At 63.7% G+C, this 20303-nt stretch carries 15 protein-coding genes; 8 read left to right on the top strand and 7 right to left on the bottom strand.

The annotated features are described in order from the left end of the window. Nucleotides 1-135 precede the first annotated feature (135 nt). Both F3J17_RS11750 and treF read right to left on the bottom strand, forming a co-directional pair. The gene (locus F3J17_RS11750) at nucleotides 136-1119 is read right to left on the bottom strand and encodes a glycosyltransferase (protein ID WP_167057920.1); all 984 of its coding nucleotides are present in this window, start codon (nucleotides 1117-1119) and stop codon (nucleotides 136-138) included. A 284-nt stretch (nucleotides 1120-1403) separates the two neighbouring features. Beyond that, nucleotides 1404-3173, bottom strand: a complete 1770-nt coding sequence (gene treF / locus F3J17_RS11755; RefSeq protein ID WP_167057923.1) for an alpha,alpha-trehalase TreF — start codon at nucleotides 3171-3173, stop codon at nucleotides 1404-1406. A 236-nt stretch (nucleotides 3174-3409) separates the two neighbouring features. Here treF and F3J17_RS11760 point away from each other — a divergent pair, with 236 nt between their 5' ends. After that, nucleotides 3410-4582: a 4-hydroxybenzoate 3-monooxygenase gene (locus F3J17_RS11760; RefSeq protein ID WP_167057926.1), complete on the top strand. Its 1173-nt coding sequence runs from the start codon at nucleotides 3410-3412 to the stop codon at nucleotides 4580-4582. Between the two features lie 75 nt (nucleotides 4583-4657). Here the strand turns inward: F3J17_RS11760 and F3J17_RS11765 are convergent, their stop codons facing one another. From F3J17_RS11765 to F3J17_RS11775, 3 genes are all read right to left on the bottom strand, one after another. Then, complete coding sequence (locus F3J17_RS11765) at nucleotides 4658-6154, bottom strand: DASS family sodium-coupled anion symporter (protein WP_167057929.1); 1497 nt, start codon at nucleotides 6152-6154, stop codon at nucleotides 4658-4660. A 212-nt stretch (nucleotides 6155-6366) separates the two neighbouring features. Further along, entirely contained in the window at nucleotides 6367-6702 is a 336-nt protein-coding gene (locus F3J17_RS11770; RefSeq protein WP_167057932.1) for a DUF4148 domain-containing protein, read from the bottom strand. A gap of 219 nt (nucleotides 6703-6921) precedes the next feature. Continuing rightward, complete coding sequence (locus tag F3J17_RS11775; protein ID WP_167057935.1) at nucleotides 6922-7599, bottom strand: DJ-1/PfpI family protein; 678 nt, start codon at nucleotides 7597-7599, stop codon at nucleotides 6922-6924. 193 nt (nucleotides 7600-7792) lie between these two features. On the opposite strand from F3J17_RS11775, the gene F3J17_RS11780 reads away from it, so the two are divergent. From F3J17_RS11780 to F3J17_RS11790, 3 genes are all read left to right on the top strand, one after another. Continuing rightward, entirely contained in the window at nucleotides 7793-9286 is a 1494-nt protein-coding gene (locus F3J17_RS11780) for a PLP-dependent aminotransferase family protein (protein ID WP_167057938.1), read from the top strand. Nucleotides 9287-9566: 280 nt separating this feature from the next. Next, entirely contained in the window at nucleotides 9567-10031 is a 465-nt protein-coding gene (locus tag F3J17_RS11785; RefSeq protein ID WP_167057941.1) for an HU family DNA-binding protein, read from the top strand. Between the two features lie 252 nt (nucleotides 10032-10283). Further along, nucleotides 10284-11183, top strand: coding sequence for a LysR substrate-binding domain-containing protein (locus F3J17_RS11790; protein WP_167057944.1), 900 nt, complete (start codon nucleotides 10284-10286; stop codon nucleotides 11181-11183). A gap of 154 nt (nucleotides 11184-11337) precedes the next feature. Here the strand turns inward: F3J17_RS11790 and F3J17_RS11795 are convergent, their stop codons facing one another. After that, nucleotides 11338-12525 carry a porin gene (locus tag F3J17_RS11795; RefSeq protein ID WP_167057947.1) on the bottom strand — a complete coding sequence of 396 codons (1188 nt, stop codon included), beginning with the start codon at nucleotides 12523-12525 and terminating at the stop codon, nucleotides 11338-11340. A 377-nt stretch (nucleotides 12526-12902) separates the two neighbouring features. Then, nucleotides 12903-14315, bottom strand: a complete 1413-nt coding sequence (locus F3J17_RS11800; protein ID WP_167058780.1) for a YihY/virulence factor BrkB family protein — start codon at nucleotides 14313-14315, stop codon at nucleotides 12903-12905. A 250-nt stretch (nucleotides 14316-14565) separates the two neighbouring features. Between F3J17_RS11800 and fdnG the strand changes: the two genes are divergently transcribed. The 4 genes from fdnG to fdhE all read left to right on the top strand — a co-directional run bounded on the left by fdnG (nucleotide 14566) and on the right by fdhE (nucleotide 20293). Beyond that, nucleotides 14566-17637 (top strand): formate dehydrogenase-N subunit alpha, encoded by a 3072-nt coding sequence (gene fdnG / locus F3J17_RS11805; protein WP_167057950.1) that lies wholly within the window; start codon nucleotides 14566-14568, stop codon nucleotides 17635-17637. Nucleotides 17638-17655: 18 nt separating this feature from the next. Beyond that, entirely contained in the window at nucleotides 17656-18642 is a 987-nt protein-coding gene (fdxH, locus tag F3J17_RS11810) for a formate dehydrogenase subunit beta (protein ID WP_167057953.1), read from the top strand. After that, nucleotides 18629-19270 carry a formate dehydrogenase subunit gamma gene (locus tag F3J17_RS11815; protein WP_167057956.1) on the top strand — a complete coding sequence of 214 codons (642 nt, stop codon included), beginning with the start codon at nucleotides 18629-18631 and terminating at the stop codon, nucleotides 19268-19270. The genes fdxH and F3J17_RS11815 overlap by 14 nt, the downstream gene beginning before the upstream one ends. A gap of 87 nt (nucleotides 19271-19357) precedes the next feature. After that, nucleotides 19358-20293: a formate dehydrogenase accessory protein FdhE gene (fdhE, locus tag F3J17_RS11820; RefSeq protein WP_167057960.1), complete on the top strand. Its 936-nt coding sequence runs from the start codon at nucleotides 19358-19360 to the stop codon at nucleotides 20291-20293. Nucleotides 20294-20303 lie beyond the last annotated feature (10 nt).

Genomic DNA, 20303 nt, shown 5'->3' on the forward strand with positions numbered 1-20303 from the left:
ATCGGACGTGGTCATGGTCCTTTTTGAATCGGTAAAGATGGAACGCCTCTCAGGCGGGCAGGCGCTCGCGATGCGCTGCTGTTGCGTTTCGGATGCAATGTCCGCTGCGTTTCCAGTTACATGTCGCGCGGCAGCTTACCACGCACGTTGACCGGCGCGATCGTACTTTTCGGCCATCGCCGGGATGCCGGCGCGCACCAGACGCTCGGCGCGGCGCACCTGACGGGTCAGCAGCACGACGTGTGCCGGGGCCACGCGGCGGCGGCGCAGCGTCCAGAATGCGCCGCGCAGCAGCGCAAAACCGGCCGGACCTAGCGAGCGCTGACGCGCGAACACAACCAGCGCGCGGCCGGTGGCGGCGAGCGCGTCGCGCACCGGCAGGCGCATCCACGCGACCCACGCCGAATTGCGCGCGTGCGTGCAATGCTGCGCCCGCGTGAGCCAGCGGTAGAGCGGTTCGCGGTGCGCCAGCGCCGGTTCGCAGTAGACGATCGAATGGCCGGCGGCGAGCACGTCGAGCGCGGCCAGTTCTTCCGCGCCGCCATGCGAGAGCCGTTCCTCGTAGCCGCCGAGCGCGCGGAACACCGCGGTGCGGAACACGCAGGCGCCCGCCATATAGCCCGCGAGCGCGGGGCCGGGCAGCGCGTCGTCGCCGGGCGAGGTGGCGTTGAGCATCAGGCAGGCGGGGTGGATTTCGCGTTCGTCATGCCCGACCACGCGCGCGTTGAGCACGGCCACCTGCGGATGCTGGTCGAGCCATTGCGCGGCGTGCGCGAGCGCGCCGGACGCGAACCAGGTGCTGTCGTCGCAGCAGGCCACGTATTCGGTGGGCGCAAGGGCGACGGCGCGGTTGAAGCCCGCCATGCCGCGATCGCCCAGACACTGGACGATGCGCACCTGCGGAAACAGCGAGGCGAGCAGGCTGATGGTGGAATCGGTCGAGCCGTTGTCGGCGACGATCACATGAGGATGTTCAGGCAGCGCGGTGAGCCGCGCGACGGTGTCGACTGCCTGACGCACATGATTGCGGGTGAGCACCACCACGGTGATGCGGGGGCCCGATGGGGGAGTCGGGGCTGGGGCGCCGGAGGCGCCAGGAGCGGGAGCGGAGGCGTTCATCGCGGTTCCATCTTCCATCGCGTTGCGGGCGGCGCAAGCCGGCGGCCAGCAGGCAGATCGCTCTGCGGAGCAGGTTTTCAGGATACGCCGATGCGGGGCGGCTTGCACCCCGTCAGAACGCCATGTAGCGCGGATTCGAGGCCGATTGGCACGATGGATGTTGCATTGCGTAATCGGCGCTCAATCGACGCTCAAACGTTGCGAATCAATGCGCGAAGCGTGGCGGAGTCACCGAGAGCGCGCATCCGCCATGCCTGTACTCACCGCATCGCCAAAGTCCGGCGTCAATGCGCCGGGACTGCCGGTTTCCGCACACTGGAGGCCCGCGCAGCCGGCGTGTTTTCCGTGTGCGGATACATCGTCAACAGCGCGCGCAGCACACCGTTGGTCCAGCCGAAGCCATCCTGCAGCGGATATTCCCCGCCGCCCGCCGACGAAGCCCTGGCCGCCGCCGCGCTCACATCGTATTTCTCGACCAGTTTGTGCGTGCGCTGGTAGTAGACGAGGTTGGTGGCAATCCAGCGTGTCGCGATGGTCTGCGCGAGCGCGCTCTCGCCGTAACGTCGCAGGCCCGTCACGGCCAGATATTGCAGGGGCGCCCAGCCGTTGGGCTCATCCCACTGCTGGCCGCTCGTTACCTGCGTGGTCGCGAGACCACCGGGGCGCAGCAGTCCGGCGCGCACCGCGCCCGCCACCTGATGCGCCTGCGTGCGCGTGGCCACGCCCGTATAAAGCGGATAAACCGTCGCCGCCGTGAGCCGGTGCGTGAGCGTTTGATGCACGAAGTCGTAATCGCTGAAGGCGTGGATCTGCGGATCCCAGAGCACGCGGCCGATGGCGGCGCTGCGTTGCGCGGCGCGCTGGTTCATCTGCTGCGCCTGGGCTGCGTCGCCGGTCAGGCCGTAGCCCCTGGCGAGCGCGCGCTCGAGATCGACCAGCAGTGAATTCAGGTCGACGGGCACGAGCGAAGTGATATCGATGGTCGCCAGCGTGCGGTTGTCGGCCAGCCAGCGCGAGCTGAAATCCCAGCCTGTTTCGCCGCCCGCGCGCAGATTGCGCCAGAGTTCCGGCGCGCCGCGTTGCGGGGCGCTCTGGGCGGTCAGCACGTCTTCGCGATACGACTCGTCGCGCGGCGTGTCGCGCGCATCCCAATAGCGGTTGAGCAGGGTGCCGTCATCCAGGCGCACGACGTGGCGCGTCGCCTCGCCGGGCTTGAGCGTATCGGCGCCCGCCATCCAGTAGTCGTATTCCTTGCGCAGTTCGGGCAGGTAGCGCACGTAGGTGGCGTCGCCGTCGCGGCGCGCCACGAGCGCCACCATCTGCGCGAAAAACGGCGGCTGCGAACGGCTCAGGTAATAGCTACGGTTGCCGTTCGGAATATGACCGTAACGATCGATCAGGGCAGCGAAATTATCGAGTTCGTCGCGCGTCAGTTCGTGGCGGCCGCTCGCCTCCAGGCCGAGCATGATGAAGTACGAATCCCAGTAGTAAATCTCGTTGAAGCGGCCGCCCGGCACGACATAGGGCTTGGGCAGCGGCAGCAGCGACGAATACGGCTGCTGCGCACTATCGGGATTGCGGCGCAGCACGTCCCAGAGCGTGTCGATGTGGCTCACGACGTCCTGATCCGGATCGGAAACATAGTGATCGTCGCTCTGTTTCTGATCGGAAAAATGCTGGGCAACGAACTCGCGCAGCGCGGCTTGACGCGCGCCCGGTTCGGTAATGCCGGCGTTGCGCGAACTCCAGATTTCGTATTCGGCGACGATTTTGCTGGGCGCTTCGTTCGGCACCATGTCGGCGAAGGTTTTGCTGTCCGGGAAAACCTGGGCGAGTTCGACGTCGCGGTACAGCTGGCCGAACAGTTCGGAAGGCGGTTTGGGCGCGTTTTGTAAATCCTGCTGAGGCGCTACGGAGGAGGCCAGGTCTGGCGCACTGATCTGCGCAAAGGTCGGCGTCATGGCGCAGGCGAGTGGCAGCGCCGCGATCAGGGCGGCGGCATAGCGGCGTGTGCGTTTGAGCGTGGCGGAATCAGGCGGCGTGGAAAACGGCATCGGCATGGCTCGCGGTGATTGTTCGGTGGAAGGGCGCTTGCCGGCGCGCGACCGTGTCGCCGGCAAAAACGCTGTGGCGCAGCAATTTTCGTTCCGCCCCGTTTTTGCGGGACGATCGGAACACCGTAACTACACTATCTAAAATCGGGATAGTTCCTATTCTCCATATCGCGTTGCGCGATACCGCTGGCCGAAGCGAAACTTGCGGAAAATCAAAACCGCACATGGAGACACCTATGCGCACTCAAGTTGGCATCATCGGCGCGGGGCCTGCGGGCCTGCTTCTTTCCCATCTTCTGCATCTGCGCGGCATCGATTCCGTCGTGCTGGAAATGCGCAGCCGCGAGCAGATCGAATCGACGATCCGCGCAGGCGTGCTTGAGCAAGGCACCATGGATACGCTCACCGAAGCCGGTGTCGGTGCACGCATGAAGGCCGAAGGCGCGCTGCATCACGGCTTCGAGCTGGCTTTCGAAGGCAAGCGCCGCCGCATCGATCTCACCGAACTCACGGGCAAGGCCATCACGGTCTACGCGCAGCACGAAGTGCTCAAGGACCTCGTGGCAGCGCGCGTGGCCGCCGACGGCAAGCTGTTCTTCAACGTCAAAAACACCGCAATCCACGGCATCGAAACCGATGCACCCTCTATCAGCTTCGAGCACGAAGGCGAGCCGCACACGCTGCATTGCGACTACGTGATCGGCTGCGACGGCTCGCAAGGCGTCTCGCGCGCCGCCATTCCCGCCGCGCTGCGCCAGGACTACGAACGCGTGTTCCCGTTCGGCTGGTTCGGCATTCTGGTGGAAGCGCCGCCGTCGTCCGACGAACTGATCTATGCGCGCCACGACCGCGGCTTTGCGCTGGTCAGCACGCGCTCGCCCAATGTGCAGCGCATGTATTTCCAGTGCGATCCGAAGGACACCGTCGACAACTGGTCGGACGACCGCATCTGGGCGGAAATGCACGCCCGCGTCGATTCGGAGGAAGGCCATCAGGTGGTGGAAGGCAAAATCTTCCAGAAGAATATCGTCGGCATGCGCAGCTTTGTTTCGACGACGATGCAGCACGGCCGCCTGTTCCTCGCGGGCGACGCGGCGCACATCGTGCCGCCGACGGGCGCAAAGGGCCTCAACCTGGCCGTCGCCGACGTGCGCGTGCTGACGGCGGCGCTGGTGGCGTTCTACAAGGAAAACCGCACGGATCTGCTCGACGGCTATAGCGAAACGGCGCTGCGCCGCATCTGGCGCGCCGAGCATTTCTCGTACTGGATGACGCGCATGATGCACCGCCTCGACGACGCTACGCCGTTCGAGCAGCGTTTGCAGGTGGCTGAACTGGAGCACGTCACCACCTCGCGCGCGGCGGCCATGGCGATGGCCGAGAACTACGTAGGCGCCGTGGCGGTTTAAGCCGGGAAAACCGCAGTCAAACAGAAGGGGCGCGAAAAAGCGCCCCTTTTTCATGGCTGGTGCGCGAGCGTGCGCTCACACCCAACCGAGCCAGCGCCACCACGTCGCCGCAAACAGCAGCAACAGCAGATAGCCGATCACGCTCAGCACCAGGCCCACGCGCGCGAACTGCTTCGCGGTGAAGGTATCGGTGGCGAGGCACACCATGTTTTGCGGCGCGTTGATCGGCAAAATGAAGCCGAAGCTCATCGTGAAACCGAGCAGCATGGCGATGCCCAGCCGATTGAAATCGCCCGACATCGACTGCAATACGGCAATCAAAATCGGCAGCATGGCGGAAGTGAGCGCCGTGGCGCTGGCGAATCCCAGGTGAATCAGGATCAGAAACGCCGCCAGAATCGCGAACGCCATGAACGGCCCGGCGGTATCCAGCCCGGTGTGATGCGCGACGAGATCGCCTAGCCACTGGCCCGCTTTGGTGGTCAGCAGCGCGGTGCCCAGACTGATCCCCACGCCGAACACGATCACCGTGCCCCACGGAATGCGGCTTTGCACGGTCTTCCAGTCCATCACGCCAAAGCGCGGCAGAAGCAGCAGCACGAGGCCCACGTAAGTGACCGAGGTGGTATCGAAGGGATGCAGCTTGCCTTCGGTGGCCCAGAAGCACAGCAGGCCGATGGACACGCCCAGCAGGCGTTTCTGCGGGCCGGTCATGGGGCCGAGCTCGCGCAGCGATTGTTCGACGGCTTCCTTGCCGCCCGCGATGGCATCGGTCTCGGGCGGCAGCATCTTGAGCACCAGCACGAGCAGCACCGCTGACATCACGATCGCCCACGGCGCGCCCGCGATCAGCCAGTCGAGCCACGTCACGCGCGCGCCCAGCATCTTGTCCATGAAGCCCACGGTCAGCAGATTCTGCGCGGCGGCGGTCTGGATGCCGACATTCCAGATGCTGGTCGCTTCCGCCACCACGATCATGATGCCGGCCGCGATATTCGAGCGCTTGTCCACGCCGAACGCCGAAATCACGCCCACCATGATCGGCACCACGCAGGCGCTGCGCGCGGTGGCGCTCGGCACCACCAGCGAGAGCACGATGGTGACCGCCACCGCGCCGATCAGGATGCGTCGCGTGGTGGTGCCGATCAGCGAGAGCGTGACCAGCGCGATGCGCTTGTCGAGGCCGGTGACGGTCATCGCCGCCGAGATGAACAGCGCGCCCGCCACCAGCGCGAGCGCGGAATTCGAAAAGCCGGCAAGCGCCATGCTGATCGCTTTGGAGGTGCCGTAAAGCTGCGAGGGATCGTCGATGGTGGGCGCGGTGCCGACGAGAAACGCCATCAGCGAAGTGATGATGATGGCGCTTGCCTCGTAGGAGACGGCCTCGGTGAGCCATACGACCACGGCGAAGGCGAGGATCGCCAGCATGCGCTGGCCGGCCACGGGCAGGCTCGCGGGCAGCGGCAGCAACAGCACGACGACGAGTGCGATTACACCTGCGATCAAGCCGATCGGAAGGCCCGATTTTTTCTGCGCCTGGGCGGCGCTTGCCTCCGGTTTCGCTGCGTTCATGCGTTGCGCTCCATGTGGACCGGCACGTCGGGCATCGTCCCATAACGAATCGGGGCGTGCGTCGTAGGTGCTCTGTAATGAAGCGAAGCGGGGAAAGGAGGAGCGGCGGAGCGGGCGGCGGAGGATCGTGGCAGGACCGGCAGCGCCGGTCCTCATGCAGCTTTATTGCGTCACTGGCTTATGACTGGGTCAGCTACGAAACGACTGCGAACTTACTGGCTTGCACCCTTGGCAGCGGCTTTCTTTTCCGCGTCCTGGAGGTTCTGCGGATAGTTCGGGTCGTTGTTCGCGGGCTTGTAGCCGGCGTCTTCGAGCTTCTTCAGTTCCGCGTTGTTCTTGGCGCGCGCGGCCTTGCGTTCGGCCTTGCGCTGGGCGCGGGCCTGTTTCTTCGCGGCGGCCTTCTGCTCCTTGGCGGTCGGCGCGGAGGCCATGGCCGGTGCCGTGGCGGCAGGCGCGCTGGCGTCCTGGGCGAACACGGGCGCGGCAGCGCCGAGCAGGAATGCGGCGGTGGCCGCGGCGAGAGTCAGCTTGCTGGTAATGGAACGCATTGATACCCCTCTTGGTTGTGTGTGCTGCTGGATTCAGGGTTTGTGATGCAGATAAGGCGAGAAGTGCTGGACAAGCGGCGCGACCCGAAACAACGAGTGCAATGCATGTCACGCCCGAGGCTCAATGTATACGATCCTTGTAAAACACGGTAGCAAGTGCCGACCCTAAGCGCGAAACCCGACGCGACGTGCGCCCCCCGAAGCTCCGCGGCTGGATTTTCAGCGCCTTTGCGTCACGCGTTCGACGATGCGCGTGCGTTGCGCCAGCGCCGCCGCGTTCAACTGGCGCACGCGTTCGACTACGGCGGGCGGCGCGCTTTGCGGGCTGCCTGCATCGAAAGGCGGTGCGGGCGCGTATTCCAGTTCGAGTTGCAGCGCTTGAGCGGCTTCGTCGCCGATCAGTTCTGCCGCGAGCGTGAGCGCGAAGTCGATGCCTGCCGTGATGCCGCCGCCCGTCATCAGCTTGCCGTCGCGCACGACGCGCTCCTTCACGGCGATGGCGCCGAACGGTTCGAGCAGCGAATGGAAGGCCCAGTGCGTCGTCGCGCGGCGTCCGCGCAGCAGACCCGCTGCGCCCAGCACGAGCGAACCGGTGCACACGGAGGTCACATAGCGTGCGTTTTGCGCCTGGCGCTGCACGAAGGCGAGTGCGGCCTCGTCTTCCAGCAAAGGACCGACGCCGCTGCCGCCCGGCACGCAGAGCACGTCGAGCGGCGGACAATCGTCGAATACCGTATCGGGCGTGAGCAGCATGCCTGTCGCCGACATGAGCGGCTCGCGCGTTTTCCAGACGAGCCGCACGGTCGTATCCGGCATCGAGGCGAGCACGTCGTAAGGGCCGCAGAGGTCGAGTGGCTGGACCTTAGGGAACAGCAGAAAGCCGATCTGGAGCGTCATGGAAAGTGCCTTTATAGAGGAGTGAAATCCGGGCGAGCGGCCGTCGAGGCAGCGCGCCAACGTCGGCTCATCTTCACCGCGTCGTCACTTTAAGCAGGCACGTTTGCGCACGAGCGCCAAAAAACGCGCAAAAGCTGCCAGCGCAGCGCGGCTTTGTGCCAGCATCCTGCCAGCACGACCACTCGTCATTCACATGGATCTACACGTCACCGTATCCGGCCAGCGCAACCTTGCCGGGCAGATCTACCGGCAACTGCGCGAACGCATCGTCGAAGGACGGCTGGCGGGTGGCACGCGCCTGCCGTCCACGCGCGAGCTCGCCGCGCAGCTTGGCGTCTCGCGCAAGACCACGCTCGACGTCTTCGAGCGCCTGCTCGCCGAAGGCTATCTGATCGCGCGGCGCGGCTCGGGCACCTTCGTCGCCGATACGCTGGAGCGTCTGCCCGCGCGTGCGCCTGGACATCCGAATGCGCAGATTCGCGCGGCGCAGGCGCTCAGCCAGCGCGAGCCGCACGATCCGCCCATCTTGCACGACGCCGATGCACCGCCGTGGTGGCAGACGCAGACCGAAGCGCTCGCGCTGCCGCGTCCCGATCCGCATCTTGCCTGCGATTTCGCGGGCGGCATCGTGGACAAATCGCGCTTTCCCTTCGACGTCTGGCGTCGCTGCATCACCGACGCGCTGCGCGTGCAGGCGCGAGGTCAGGGTGCGTATCGCGATCCGGCGGGCGAGGAAAAACTGCGTCTCGCCGTATCGCGCTACCTCGCTTTCAATCGCGCCGTGGCGAGCAACTGGGACGATGTAATCGTCACGCAGGGCGCACAGCAGGCGCTCGCGCTGCTCGCGCGCGTGCTGTTGCGGCCCGGCGACATCGTCGCGGTGGAAGATCCCGGTTATCCGCCTGCGCGCGAAGCGTTCGAGTCGTTTGGCGCGAAGGTCGTGCCGGTTCCCGTCGATGACGACGGCCTGATCGTCGCGAAGCTGCCGAAGCGCGCGCGTGTCGTGTATGTGACACCTTCGCACCAGTTCCCGCTCGGCATGCCGATGAGTCTCGCGCGGCGCGTGGCGCTGCTCGAATGGGCGCAAAAGCACGGGGCGCTCGTGATCGAAGACGACTACGACTGCGAGTTCCGCTTCGAAGGGCGTTCGCTCGAACCGCTCAAGAGTCTTGATAACGCCGGTCTGGTGGCCTACGTCGGCACGTTTTCGAAGACCATCTTCCCCGAGTTAAGAGTTGGCTACATGGTGCCGCCCGTCGCGCTCAAGGGCGCGCTCATGCGTGCGCGCCAGACGGCGGACTGCCACGGCTGCGTGCTCACACAGACTGCGCTCGCGAATTTCATGCTCAACGGCCACTTCGCGCGGCATCTACGGCGCATGCACCAGACCTATGCGGCGCGGCGCGAAACGCTGCTCGCCCACCTGCGCGGACCGCTTTCCAGATGGCTCGAACCGGTGATGCCGAACACGGCGGGGCTGCACCTGGCTGCGCGTCTCGTCGCTGGCGCGGATGAAAACGCGCTGCTGGCGGCGGCGCGTGAGGCGTCGGTTGGCTTGCATGCGCTCGCGCCGTTTCATCTGAATGCACCGCTGCAACAAGGCTTTCTGTTTGGCTACGGCGCGGTCGAAGTCGAGCAGATCGACGCCGCGCTGAGTGCGCTCGCCGCGCATCTTGAGGCTGAGTGAAGCGCGCTGGAACGCGAAAAACGCCATACGTGTGGCGTTTTCGCTGCATCGCCGCTGCGTCGCATCGAGGCGGAAGGCAGGTCTGACAGGCGAGCCTGGGCACGTTTACCCCTGTAAACAGGCGTCAAAATGCGTTCGAGAGTGGGCTTGAAACAAAAAATTTGCATCGGCGATGCAAAAGAATGACGCAAAACGCTTGCACGCTTGTAGAATCCGCCGATGAAGCATCTGCATCCCGCAGTGCTTCGTCGCTTCACTGACCAACACTGGTAGGAGAAACATGCCGACTTCCGCAAAGAAAGTGGCCAAAAAGGCAGTTGCTGCCCCGGCCAAGAAGGTTGTTGCAAAGAAAGCAGCGCCCGCCAAGACGGCCGCAGCCAAGACGCCCGCAGCTAAGAAGGTCGCCGTGAAGGCGTCCGGCGCTCTGTCGCCGATCAAGGACACCTTCACGAAGGCCTCGCTGGCTGCTCACGTCGCTGAGCGCGCTGGTGTCGAGCCGAAGGCAACGAAGGCTGTGCTCGCCGCACTGGAAGACACGATCCTGGGTTCGGTCCACAAGAAGGGCGCTGGCGAATTCACGCTGTCGGGCCTTCTGAAGATCGTCGTTCAGGCTGTGCCGGCGAAGAAGAAGCGCTTCGGCAAGGACCCGTTCACGGGTGCAGAGCGCTGGTTCCCGGCCAAGCCGGCTAGCGTTCGCGTCAAGGCACGCGCACTGAAGAAGCTGAAGGACGCAGCAGCAGGCTAAGCGCCTCGCGCCGCAACCCTGGCGGTTGCGGTTTGCGTCAGTACCCAAAGAATCCCCGTTGGCGATGCGCCCACGGGGATTTTTATTTGCCCGCGAAAAATGAATCTGCGCGAAACGAGTGCTGCGCCATGTTCAAATGTTATGGAATGAAGTGCTGTAATATCAGGCAATAAATAGCGAAGAATTGATGAAACGGATCTTCGTTTGACGTTGTTTTGACGGAATTTATTCAGCAAACCATACCTTTATATTATGGCTGCCAATGAACTCAGTGTTCGCCAGGTCGAAGCGTTTCGCGCCTTGATGCATGCGCGTACCGTCACGCACGCCGCGCATACGCTGGGCGTATCGCAGCCTGCGGTCAGCCGTTTGCTGGCGGATTTCGAATCGAGTGTGGGTTTCGCGCTGTTCGAGCGCAGGCAAGGGCGCCTGTGGCCTACCGCACAGGCGCACGCACTCCATGCTGAAGTGGAGCGCGCGTTCAGCGGCTTCGATCGCGTTGTTCAGGCGGCCGCGCAGATTCGCGAGCAGCGGCGCGGGGCGATCTGCGTCGCAGCAGCGCCCGAATTTGCCGCGGATTTTCTGCCGCGCGTGGCGGCGGCCTTCGCGCATGAACATGAAGGCGTGGACGTGACGCTGCTCACACTCGAACCGGCGCTCGCGCTCGAACGCGTGGCCGCGCAGCGCTGCGATCTGGCCATCGTGAACGAGGCCGCGCCGCCGCCCGGTGTGCGACTCGAACGTCTGGGGCAATGGCCGATGCGCGCGATCGTGCCGCGCGGTCATGGGCTCGCACGCAAGCGTGTGTTGAGCGCGGCGGATTGCGAAGGCGAGGCGTTCGTCTCGTTCGCGGCGGGTTCGCCAGCGCGGCTGCGAATCGACCGCTTGTTTGCCGAGTGCGCAGTGACGCGCGCGAGCGGCGTGGAAGCCGATCTCGCGCAGGCGGTGGTGACGCTGGTGGAGGCGGGAATGGGCGTCGCGCTCGTCGATCCGGTGACGGCTGCGGCCTTGGGAGCGCGCGTCGCCGTGAAGCGATTCGAGCCGGTGCTCGACGTACCCGTAAACGTGGCGCGCGGCGCGCAACCTGAATTTTCGCCGCTGGCTGAAGCTTTCGTCCGGCATGCAGCGGCCGCACTCGCGCGACTGAAGTAAGCCTCGCGCAAGCCGAAGCGGCGCGACGAAGAAACCGTGCGGCCAAATAAAAAACCAGCCTTGGGCTCGCGCCGAAGGCTGGTTTGGGGGCAGCGTGTAGTCCGCTGCGAGGTCTCGTCGCGTGGCCGGGCTTGCGCCCGGCTCATGCCGTCGATCAGAACTTGTGGCGGATGCCCAGGCTGACGATCTCTTGCGAGCTCGAAGCCGAGTTGTAGCCGTACGAACCGATCGAAGCCGTTGCGTTCACGCCCGGTTGGCCCGGTTGCGTGCCGTTGGCGTGCTGGTAAGCCGCCACAGCGTAGAAGTCGGTGCGCTTCGACAGGTTGTAGTCGGCGCCCAGCGAAACCTGGTGGTACGAGCTCGACGTTTCGCCTGCAGCGTGCGTGTAGATGTAGCCGAGGCCCAGCAGCAGCGCCGGGTTCAGTTGATAGCCGAGGAAGCCGCCGCCAACGTTGTAACGCTCGGTCGATGCGAACGACGAGTAGCCGTCCGGCTTGACCTGAACGTTGCTGTATCGGATGCCGATCGTGAACGGACCTGCGACGTACTGGCCAGCCACCGAAGCGATGCCAACCGACTTCGCCGTAGCGAATGCGTCGGTGATGACGCTGCCGTCCTGGAACACGTTGTCCGACGTAGCCGTCGATGCCCAGCCGCCGTTCGTCGTCGCGCGGTTAGCCGGGTTCGACGAGTTGTCCATGCGGAAGTAGCCAGCAGCAGCGTTGAACGAGCCGATGCCGTACGTTGCAGCTGCGCCCCAGCTTTGACCCGAACCGGTCGAGCCAGCGACGCCGCCCAGTGCGTACATGCCTTCGAACTGGAAGCCGTCCAGAACCGGCGACGTGTACTTGATTGCGCTGTTGGTACGCGAGCTGTTGTCGTTATTGTCGATGTCGCCCGGCGTTGCGAACTGGCTACCGAAGTAGTTGTCGCCCGTCAGCGGCTGAACCAGGTCGACCAGCGGGTCGTACTGGCGGCCCAGCGTGACCGTACCGAATTGCTCATGCGTCAGGCCAACGTAGGCCTGGCGGCCGAACAGGGCGCTGTTGCCGTTGTAGCTGCCCATCTTGCCGTTGTTGATGTTGAAGCCGTTTTCCAACTGGAAAATCGCCTTCAGACCACCGCCCAGATCTTCCGTGCCCTTGAGGCCGAAGCGGTTGCCCGAGAGGTTGCCGCCAGCCAGTTGGTACAGGTTCTTGTTGGCGCCATCGACTGCCGTGTTGTGAACCCACTGGATCGATTCATCGATCACGCCGTACAGGGTGACGCTGCTCTGGGCATGTGCCACGCCGGTGACGGCGAGCAGTGCCAGCGAGAGGGTCGAGAGTGCGACTCGTTTCATCCAGAATTCTCCACGCAGATGTTTGATTTAGTTGTTGCTGTTGCGCAATTTGATTGCTGCTGTTGCGCAAAGGAGAATAACGCAGGGGTGCAAATCTCTTGAACTGAAAAAAAATCAGTGTCGCGAAAAGCTGACACACGCGCGTAAGGCCTTGAAATACGGGAGATTCGGCGATTCTTCCGAATCCTGAAATATCGGATTCCCGACTCTGCATTATTGTCGTTTTCGCTACAAGTCGCGAAAAGTGCAACTCCACTTTGTAAGGTGTACGGGTAAACGTGGAGCAACCAGGGGTGTGCCCTGGTTGCGCCTCACAAAGTTAGCGGTGCTCTCTATATATAGTGGCGCGCGGGAGGGGAAGCGCGCCCTGGCTGCGCTCAGGACTTGTTGCGAGAGCTGGCGTGGCGGCGGCTGGTGGTGGCGGTCACGGCGATGGCGGCGCTCGCGACTATCAGGACTGAACTCCAGGGATGTCGCTTGATATAGCGGTCGGCGGCGGCCACGGTGCGACCCGCCTGGACGAGCGTGAGCGCGGCGGCATAGGTGGCGCTGTCTTCGATCCGCACGACCGAGCGGCGGATTTGCAGCCCGCCGCCGCGCCGTGCGAAGGCGCCACCCGCGGCGCGCGCCTGGCCGATGGCGCGCAGGGGCGCGTCGGCGTCGGCTGCGGCGAGATCGGCGGGGCCGGCCGGCGTGCCGGCGGCGGCTTCGGCCGCCACGGCCGCCGCATAGGGCGGCAAGGTGCCGTTGCTCAGGGCGGCGTCTGCTTCAGCAGCGTTTCCGATGGGAACGGCCTCGGCCTTGCGCGCGCCGGTGGCGGCTTCGCGCAGCGGCGCGATGGTCGAGGCTGCCAGCACGGACGCCAGCTTGGCGCGGCTGCCGGGCGGCGGTTCGTCGAGAAAGCCCCATGCGCCGCGCGGATCGTGCAGGCGTCCGCGTGCCGCCGAGAACTCCGCGCCCAGCAGTAGCACCGCCGCCGAAAAATACAGCCACATCAGCAGCACCGCGAGCGAACCCGCCGCGCCGAACGCCGTCGCCATGCCCGCGTGAGCGAGATAGAGCGCGAACAGTTTCTTGCCGACCGAAAACAGCACCGCGGCGACGATCCCGCCCACCATGGCGTCGCGCCACTGCACCAGCGCATCGGGCAGAAAGCGCAACAGCGCGGCGAACGCGACCGCGAGTACCAGCAGGCCCGCCACGAACTGCACGATATTGCCGATAAACAGATAGGTAGACGCGCCCCAGAGCCACTGGCCGACAAAGGTGATGGCGGCGTCGAGGACCAGCGAAACGATCAGCAGAAAGGCCACGCCCAGCACCAGCCCGAACGAGATCAGGCGTACTCGCACCAGGGCGATCACCGAGGAGGCGCGCGGGCCGTCCAGCGGCCACACCATATTGAGCGCGGAGTTCAGCGAAGAGAACGTTGCGGACGCCCCGACCACCAGCAGCACCAGCGAGATCACGGCGGCGAGGCCGCCCGCGTCGCCCGCGCGATGGGCGTTCTGCACGATGGTGGTGATGCCGGCGGCGGCGTCGTTGCCCAGCACGTTATGCACCTGACGAAACAACTCGCCGCGCGCGGCGTCGGCGCCGAAGAACCAGCCGGCCACGGCGATCACCATGACCAGCGTGGGCGCGAGCGAAAACGCCGAATAAAAGGCGATGCTGGCGGCCAGTGACGGGCAGCGGTCGGCGATGAACTGCCGGCAGGCGTCGACAACCCAGGAAGCTTCTTTGCGCGCGGCCGATTCGAGCCGCCGGGATGAAATCGTCGTCATGTGTATGCGTCCCGCGTTCAAGCGTGTGCAGCGTAGTCGGGCGTGATCCAGCAAGCATGCAGCCAGTTTCGCGACCCGCGTCGCCGCAGATTTTGCGCTGCACCTTTCGTTCGACTATAGCAATCCCGATACCCGGTTGCGCGATGAACGACAGGTCAAATGAAATCGAAAAAGTCCGGGCGCAACTCATGCGATCCGGTTCCCAAAACGTCTTATACTGAAATGACCCACAACCAGAAAGCCGAGGACGCACATCATGCTGCAGATGTCCCGGCGTCAGTTCCTCAAGGTCACGGCTACGTCGCTGGCGGGATCCAGCCTCGCGTTGATGGGCTTCGCGCCTGACAACGCACTTGCCGAAGTCCGACAATACAAACTGGCGCGCACCACTGAAACCCGCAATACCTGTCCGTACTGCTCGGTCGGTTGCGGGATCCTCATGTACGGTCTCGGCGATGGCGCGAAAAACGCGACGGCGAGCATCATCCACATCGAGGGCGATCCCGATCACCCCGTCAATCGCGGCACGCTCTGTCCCAAGGGCGCGAGTCTGATCGATTTCATTCATAGTCCGAATCGCCTGAAGTATCCGGAATACCGTGCGGCGGGATCGAACGAGTGGAAGCGCATTTCGTGGGACGAAGCGCTCGATCGCATCGCGAAGCTGCTCAAGGAAGACCGCGACGCGAATTTCGTCGATAAAACCGCGGACGGCAAGACGGTCAATCGCTGGCTGAGCACCGGCATGCTGGCTGCATCGGCGGGCAGCAACGAAGTCGGTTATCTCACGCATAAAGTGGCCCGCTCGTGGGGCATGCTCGCATTCGATAACCAGGCGCGTGTCTGACACGGCCCGACGGTGGCAGGTCTTGCCCCGACGTTTGGCCGTGGTGCGATGACGAACCATTGGGTCGACATTCGCAATGCGGACGTGATTCTGGTGATGGGCGGCAATGCGGCCGAGGCGCACCCGTGCGGCTTCAAGTGGGTCACGGAGGCGAAGGCGCACCGCAAGGCACGGCTCATCGTGGTGGACCCGCGCTTCACGCGCACGGCATCGGTGGCGGACTATTACGCGCCGATTCGTACCGGCACGGACATCGCATTTCTGGGCGCGGTGATCAACTGGTTGCTCACGAACGACAAGATCCAGCACGAGTACGTGAAGAACTACACGGACTTCTCGTTTATCGTGCGCGACGACTACGCGTTCAACGACGGCATCTATTCGGGCTATAACGCCGAAAAGCACGCGTATCCGGACAAAACCTCGTGGAATTACGAGCTGGGCGACGACGGTTTCGTAAAGACCGACGATACCCTGCAGAATCCGCGCTGCGTGTATCAGTTGCTCAAACAACATTACTCGCGCTATACGCCCGAGATGGTGGAGAAAGTGTGCGGCACGCCAAAGGATAAATTCCTCAAGGTGTGCGAAATGCTCGCGACCACGGCGGTGCCGGGCCGTGCGGGCACGATCCTCTATGCGCTGGGCTGGACGCATCATTCGATTGGCGCGCAGATGATACGCACGGGTGCAATGGTGCAATTGCTGCTTGGCAATATCGGCATTGCGGGCGGCGGCATGAACGCGCTGCGCGGTCACTCGAATATCCAGGGGCTCACCGATCTTGGCTTGATGTCGAATCTGCTGCCTGGCTATATGACCCTGCCGGTCGAAGCCGAACAGGATTACGGCGAGTACATCAAGAAGCGCGCACAACAACCGCTGCGGCCGAATCAACTGAGTTACTGGCAGCACTACGGCGCGTTCTTCGTGAGTTTCATGAAGTCGTGGTGGGGCGATAACGCCACTCAGGAGAACAACTGGGGCTACGACTGGCTGCCCAAGCTCGACAAGCCCTACGACCTGTTGCAGACCATCGAGCTGATGAATCAAGGCAAGATGACGGGCTATATCTGCCAGGGCTTCAACGTGATCGCTTCGGCGCCGGACAAGGCGAAAACGGTCTCGGCGCTCAGCAAGCTCAAGTGGCTCGTCATCATGGACCCGCTTGCTACGGAAACGTCCGAGTTCTGGAAAAAATACGGCGACTATAACGATGTCGATACCGGCTCGATCCAGACCGAGGTGTTCCGTTTGCCGACCACCTGTTTTGCCGAGGAAAACGGCTCACTGGTGAGTTCGAGCCGCGTGCTGCAATGGCACTGGAAGGGCGCGGAGCCGCCATTCGAGGCAAAGAGCGATCTGGAGATCATGTCGGGCTTGTTCCTGCGTATTCGCGCTGCCTATCAGAAGGATGGCGGCAAGGTGCCCGACCCGATCCTCAAGCTGAGCTGGCCGTATTCCGACCCGGAAAGCCCGACGCCCGAAGAACTGGCCAGGGAATACAACGGCAAGGCCCTCGCCGATCAGACCGATCCCAAGGATGCCACCAAGGTGCTCGTCAAGAAGGGCGAGCAGCTATCGGGCTTCGCGCAACTCAAGGATGACGGCAGCACTGCGAGCGGTTGCTGGATCTTCTGCGGCGCGTGGACGCAAGCGGGCAACCAGATGGGGCGGCGCGACAATTCGGATCCCACCGGCATCGGCCAGACGCTGAACTGGGCCTGGGCATGGCCGGTGAACCGGCGCGTGCTCTATAACCGCGCGTCGTGCGATACGGCGGGCAAGCCTTTCGATCCTACCCGCAAGCTGATTGGCTGGAATGGCGCGGCGTGGACAGGCGCGGACGTGCCCGACTATAAGGTCGACGAATCGCCCGATCTGGGCATGGGGCCGTTCATCATGAACCCGGAAGGCGTGGCGCGTTTCTTTGCCCGCGACGGCATGAACGAAGGTCCATTCCCTGAGCACTACGAACCGTTTGAAAATCCACTGGGCTACAACCCGTTCCATCCGAACAATCCGCAGGCCACGTCCAACCCGGCCGCGCGCGTATTCCCGGACGACCGCAAGACCTTTGGAACGGCGCAGAACTTCCCGCATGTCGCCACCACCTATCGCCTCACGGAGCATTTCCACTTCTGGACCAAGCACGCACGCCTGAATTCGATCATCCAGCCGCAGCAGTTCGTCGAAATCGGCGAAGAGCTGGCCAACGAAGTCGGCGTGGTCGATGGCGGGCGCGTGAAGGTATCGAGCAATCGCGGTTATCTGATTGCCGTTGCCGTGGTCACGAAACGCATCAAGGCGCTCACGATCGAGGGCAAAAAGGTGCATACCGTGGGCGTGCCGCTGCATTGGGGTTTCACGGGACTGACCAAACCCGGCTATCTGACGAATTCGCTGACGCCGCCGGTCGGCGACGGCAATTCGCAGACGCCTGAGTTCAAGTCATTCCTTGTGAAAGTGGAAAAGGCATAACGGGGAGCAGGGGGGAACATGGCATTCCAGTCTCTCGACATCAAGCGCCTGTCCGCCACCACCACGCCGCCGCCGGGCGTGCGCGAACCGGTGACGGGCACGGTGGCGAAGCTGATCGACGTCACCAAATGCATCGGTTGCAAGGCGTGTCAGACCGCGTGCATGGAGTGGAACGATCTGCGCGACGAAGTGGGCATCAACACGGGCGTCTACGACAATCCGCGCGATCTCACGGAACACTCGTGGACGGTGATGCGTTACACCGAATACGAAAATCCGGATGGCAACCTCGAATGGCTGATCCGCAAGGACGGCTGCATGCATTGCGAGGATCCGGGCTGCCTCAAGGCGTGTCCGTCGCCGGGGGCGATCGTGCAGTACACGAACGGCATCGTGGATTTTCACGAGGAAAACTGCATCGGCTGTGGCTATTGCATTACGGGCTGTCCGTTCAATATTCCCAGGCTGTCGAAGACCGAGCATCGCGTTTACAAATGCACGCTCTGTTCGGACCGCGTGGCCGTGGGGCAGGAACCGGCCTGTGTGAAGACCTGTCCGACCGGCGCAATCGTCTTCGGCACCAAGGAAGACATGAAGGTGCACGCGGCCGAGCGTATCGTCGACCTCAAGGAACGCGGCTTCGAAAACGCAGGGCTTTACGATCCGCCGGGTGTGGGCGGCACACACGTGATGTACGTGCTGCATCACGCGGATACACCGTCGCTCTATCACGGTTTGCCCGATAACCCGCGCATCAGCCCACTGGTGCGTTTGTGGAAGGGCGTGGCCAAGCCGCTCGCACTCGCGGGGATCGCGCTGGCCGCGGTGGCCGGTTTCTTCCACTACACGCGCATCGGCCCGAACGAAACGCATGCCGAGGACGAAGAAGCCGCGCTCGACGAAGCGCAGCGCATTCGCTCGCAACGCAGCGGCATCGGTGGCATTGGTGGAATCGGCGGTATTGGCGGTATCCCTCCCGAGGAGCGCAACGATGAGCGACCATGAACCGCGCGTGATCGAGCCGCGCTTGATTCAACGCTACACGGCCAACGAGCGCAGCAACCACTGGATTACGGCCATCACCTTCGTGCTGCTCGCGCTCTCCGGGCTGGCGATGTTCCATCCGGCTATGTTCTGGCTTTCCGCGCTGTTCGGCGGCGGGCAGTGGACGCGCATTTTGCATCCGTTTATTGGCATCGTGATGTTCGTGTCGTTCATGATTCTTGCGCTTCGTTTCTGGCATCACAACTATCTGGACAAAGCCGACGTGCAATGGCTCAAACAGATGGACGACGTACTGCACAATCGCGAGGACAAACTGCCCGAAATCGGCAAATACAATGCGGGACAGAAGCTGTTATTCTTCACGCTGGTGGTTTGCCTCGTGCTGCTGCTGGTGAGCGGCATCGTGATCTGGCGGCGTTACTTCTCGTTCTATTTCCCGATCACGATCATCCGCATTGCCGCTGTCGTGCATGCGGCCGCGGCCTTCGTGCTGATCGTGAGCATCGTCGTGCATATCTACGCGGCGATCTGGGTGAAGGGATCGATTGGCGCGATGACGCGCGGCTACGTCACCTGGGGCTGGGCGCGCAAGCATCATCCGCGCTGGTTCCGCGAGAGCATCAAGTAGCGTCGCCGTTGCACGGCACGCTGCGCGCAAGCCGCCTCGCCCGTGAGGGCGCGGCGGCTTTTTGCTGGTTGGACGGAGACTAACGCCGTGACGCAACAACGCATACTCGACCCGGAACAGATCCAGACGCAGGATCCCACTGCGATTCCGCGCATCCGACTGCCCGAACGCGCGACGCTCTTCAAGGAGCGCGCCGCACGCCTGCGCAAGCTGGCGGACCGCAATCCCATCGGCGGCTATATGCGCCTGATGGCGGCTCTGGTGGACGCGCAGCAACAAGCGCTCGAGCACTTGAGCGCACAGATGCCTTCGGCAGAAGCGATCGCTCACGCGCAACGTCATTCGATGCCGATCCTGCCTGCGCTGGGCGCGGATCGCGATCCGCAATGGCGTGCGGTGCTGCGGCGTCTCGCCGACCGTATTGAAGCCGCTGGCGCGGTCACGCCCGCGCTCGCGAACGTGCTCGACGCCTTACGCACGATGAGCGATGCACAACTCGATACGCAAGCCGATGCGTTGCTCGCGCAACGATATACGGAAGTCGCCCCCGCTACCGCGCCATTCATCATGGCCGCGCTGCAGACGGTGTGGACCGATCTCGCGAGCCGGCTCGACGTGAAGGACGTTCCCTACGTGGACGCGCCCGGCGTGTGCCCCGTTTGCGGCCTGCCGCCCGTGGCCAGCATCGTGCGCGTGGGCGGCGCGTTCCAGGGTTATCGGTACACCCAATGCAGCCTGTGTGCCGCCGAGCATCATGTGGTGCGCGTCAAATGCACGAATTGCGATTCGACCAAAGGCATCGCATATCACGGCATCGAAGGCAGCGATGGTGCATTGAAGGCTGAATCGTGCGACGAATGCCATACGTATCGCAAGATCGGCTATCAGGACAAGGACCTGGAATTCGAACCGCTCGCCGACGACCTCGCCAGTCTCACGCTCGATCTGCTGATGAGCGAAGCGGGATACCGCCGTGCGAGCGCAAACCCGCTGCTGTATCCCGAAGCCCCGGCCGACCAGTGACCCGTGAGAT

Origin of the sequence: Burkholderia sp. Ax-1719 (assembly GCF_011753055.1) — a bacterium.
In the GTDB taxonomy this organism is placed as follows: domain Bacteria; phylum Pseudomonadota; class Gammaproteobacteria; order Burkholderiales; family Burkholderiaceae; genus Paraburkholderia.

Coding starts and splice junctions, on each gene's coding strand:
- F3J17_RS11785 (WP_167057941.1), top strand. CDS start 9,567: ATGCCGACTTCCGCAAAGAAAGTGGCCAAAAAGGCAGTTGCTGCCCCG.
- F3J17_RS11775 (WP_167057935.1), bottom strand. CDS start 7,599: ATGACGCTCCAGATCGGCTTTCTGCTGTTCCCTAAGGTCCAGCCACTC.
- F3J17_RS11815 (WP_167057956.1), top strand. CDS start 18,629: ATGAGCGACCATGAACCGCGCGTGATCGAGCCGCGCTTGATTCAACGC.
- F3J17_RS11765 (WP_167057929.1), bottom strand. CDS start 6,154: ATGAACGCAGCGAAACCGGAGGCAAGCGCCGCCCAGGCGCAGAAAAAA.
- F3J17_RS11750 (WP_167057920.1), bottom strand. CDS start 1,119: ATGAACGCCTCCGCTCCCGCTCCTGGCGCCTCCGGCGCCCCAGCCCCG.
- F3J17_RS11770 (WP_167057932.1), bottom strand. CDS start 6,702: ATGCGTTCCATTACCAGCAAGCTGACTCTCGCCGCGGCCACCGCCGCA.
- F3J17_RS11760 (WP_167057926.1), top strand. CDS start 3,410: ATGCGCACTCAAGTTGGCATCATCGGCGCGGGGCCTGCGGGCCTGCTT.
- treF (WP_167057923.1), bottom strand. CDS start 3,173: ATGCCGTTTTCCACGCCGCCTGATTCCGCCACGCTCAAACGCACACGC.
- F3J17_RS11790 (WP_167057944.1), top strand. CDS start 10,284: ATGGCTGCCAATGAACTCAGTGTTCGCCAGGTCGAAGCGTTTCGCGCC.
- F3J17_RS11795 (WP_167057947.1), bottom strand. CDS start 12,525: ATGAAACGAGTCGCACTCTCGACCCTCTCGCTGGCACTGCTCGCCGTC.
- F3J17_RS11780 (WP_167057938.1), top strand. CDS start 7,793: ATGGATCTACACGTCACCGTATCCGGCCAGCGCAACCTTGCCGGGCAG.
- fdxH (WP_167057953.1), top strand. CDS start 17,656: ATGGCATTCCAGTCTCTCGACATCAAGCGCCTGTCCGCCACCACCACG.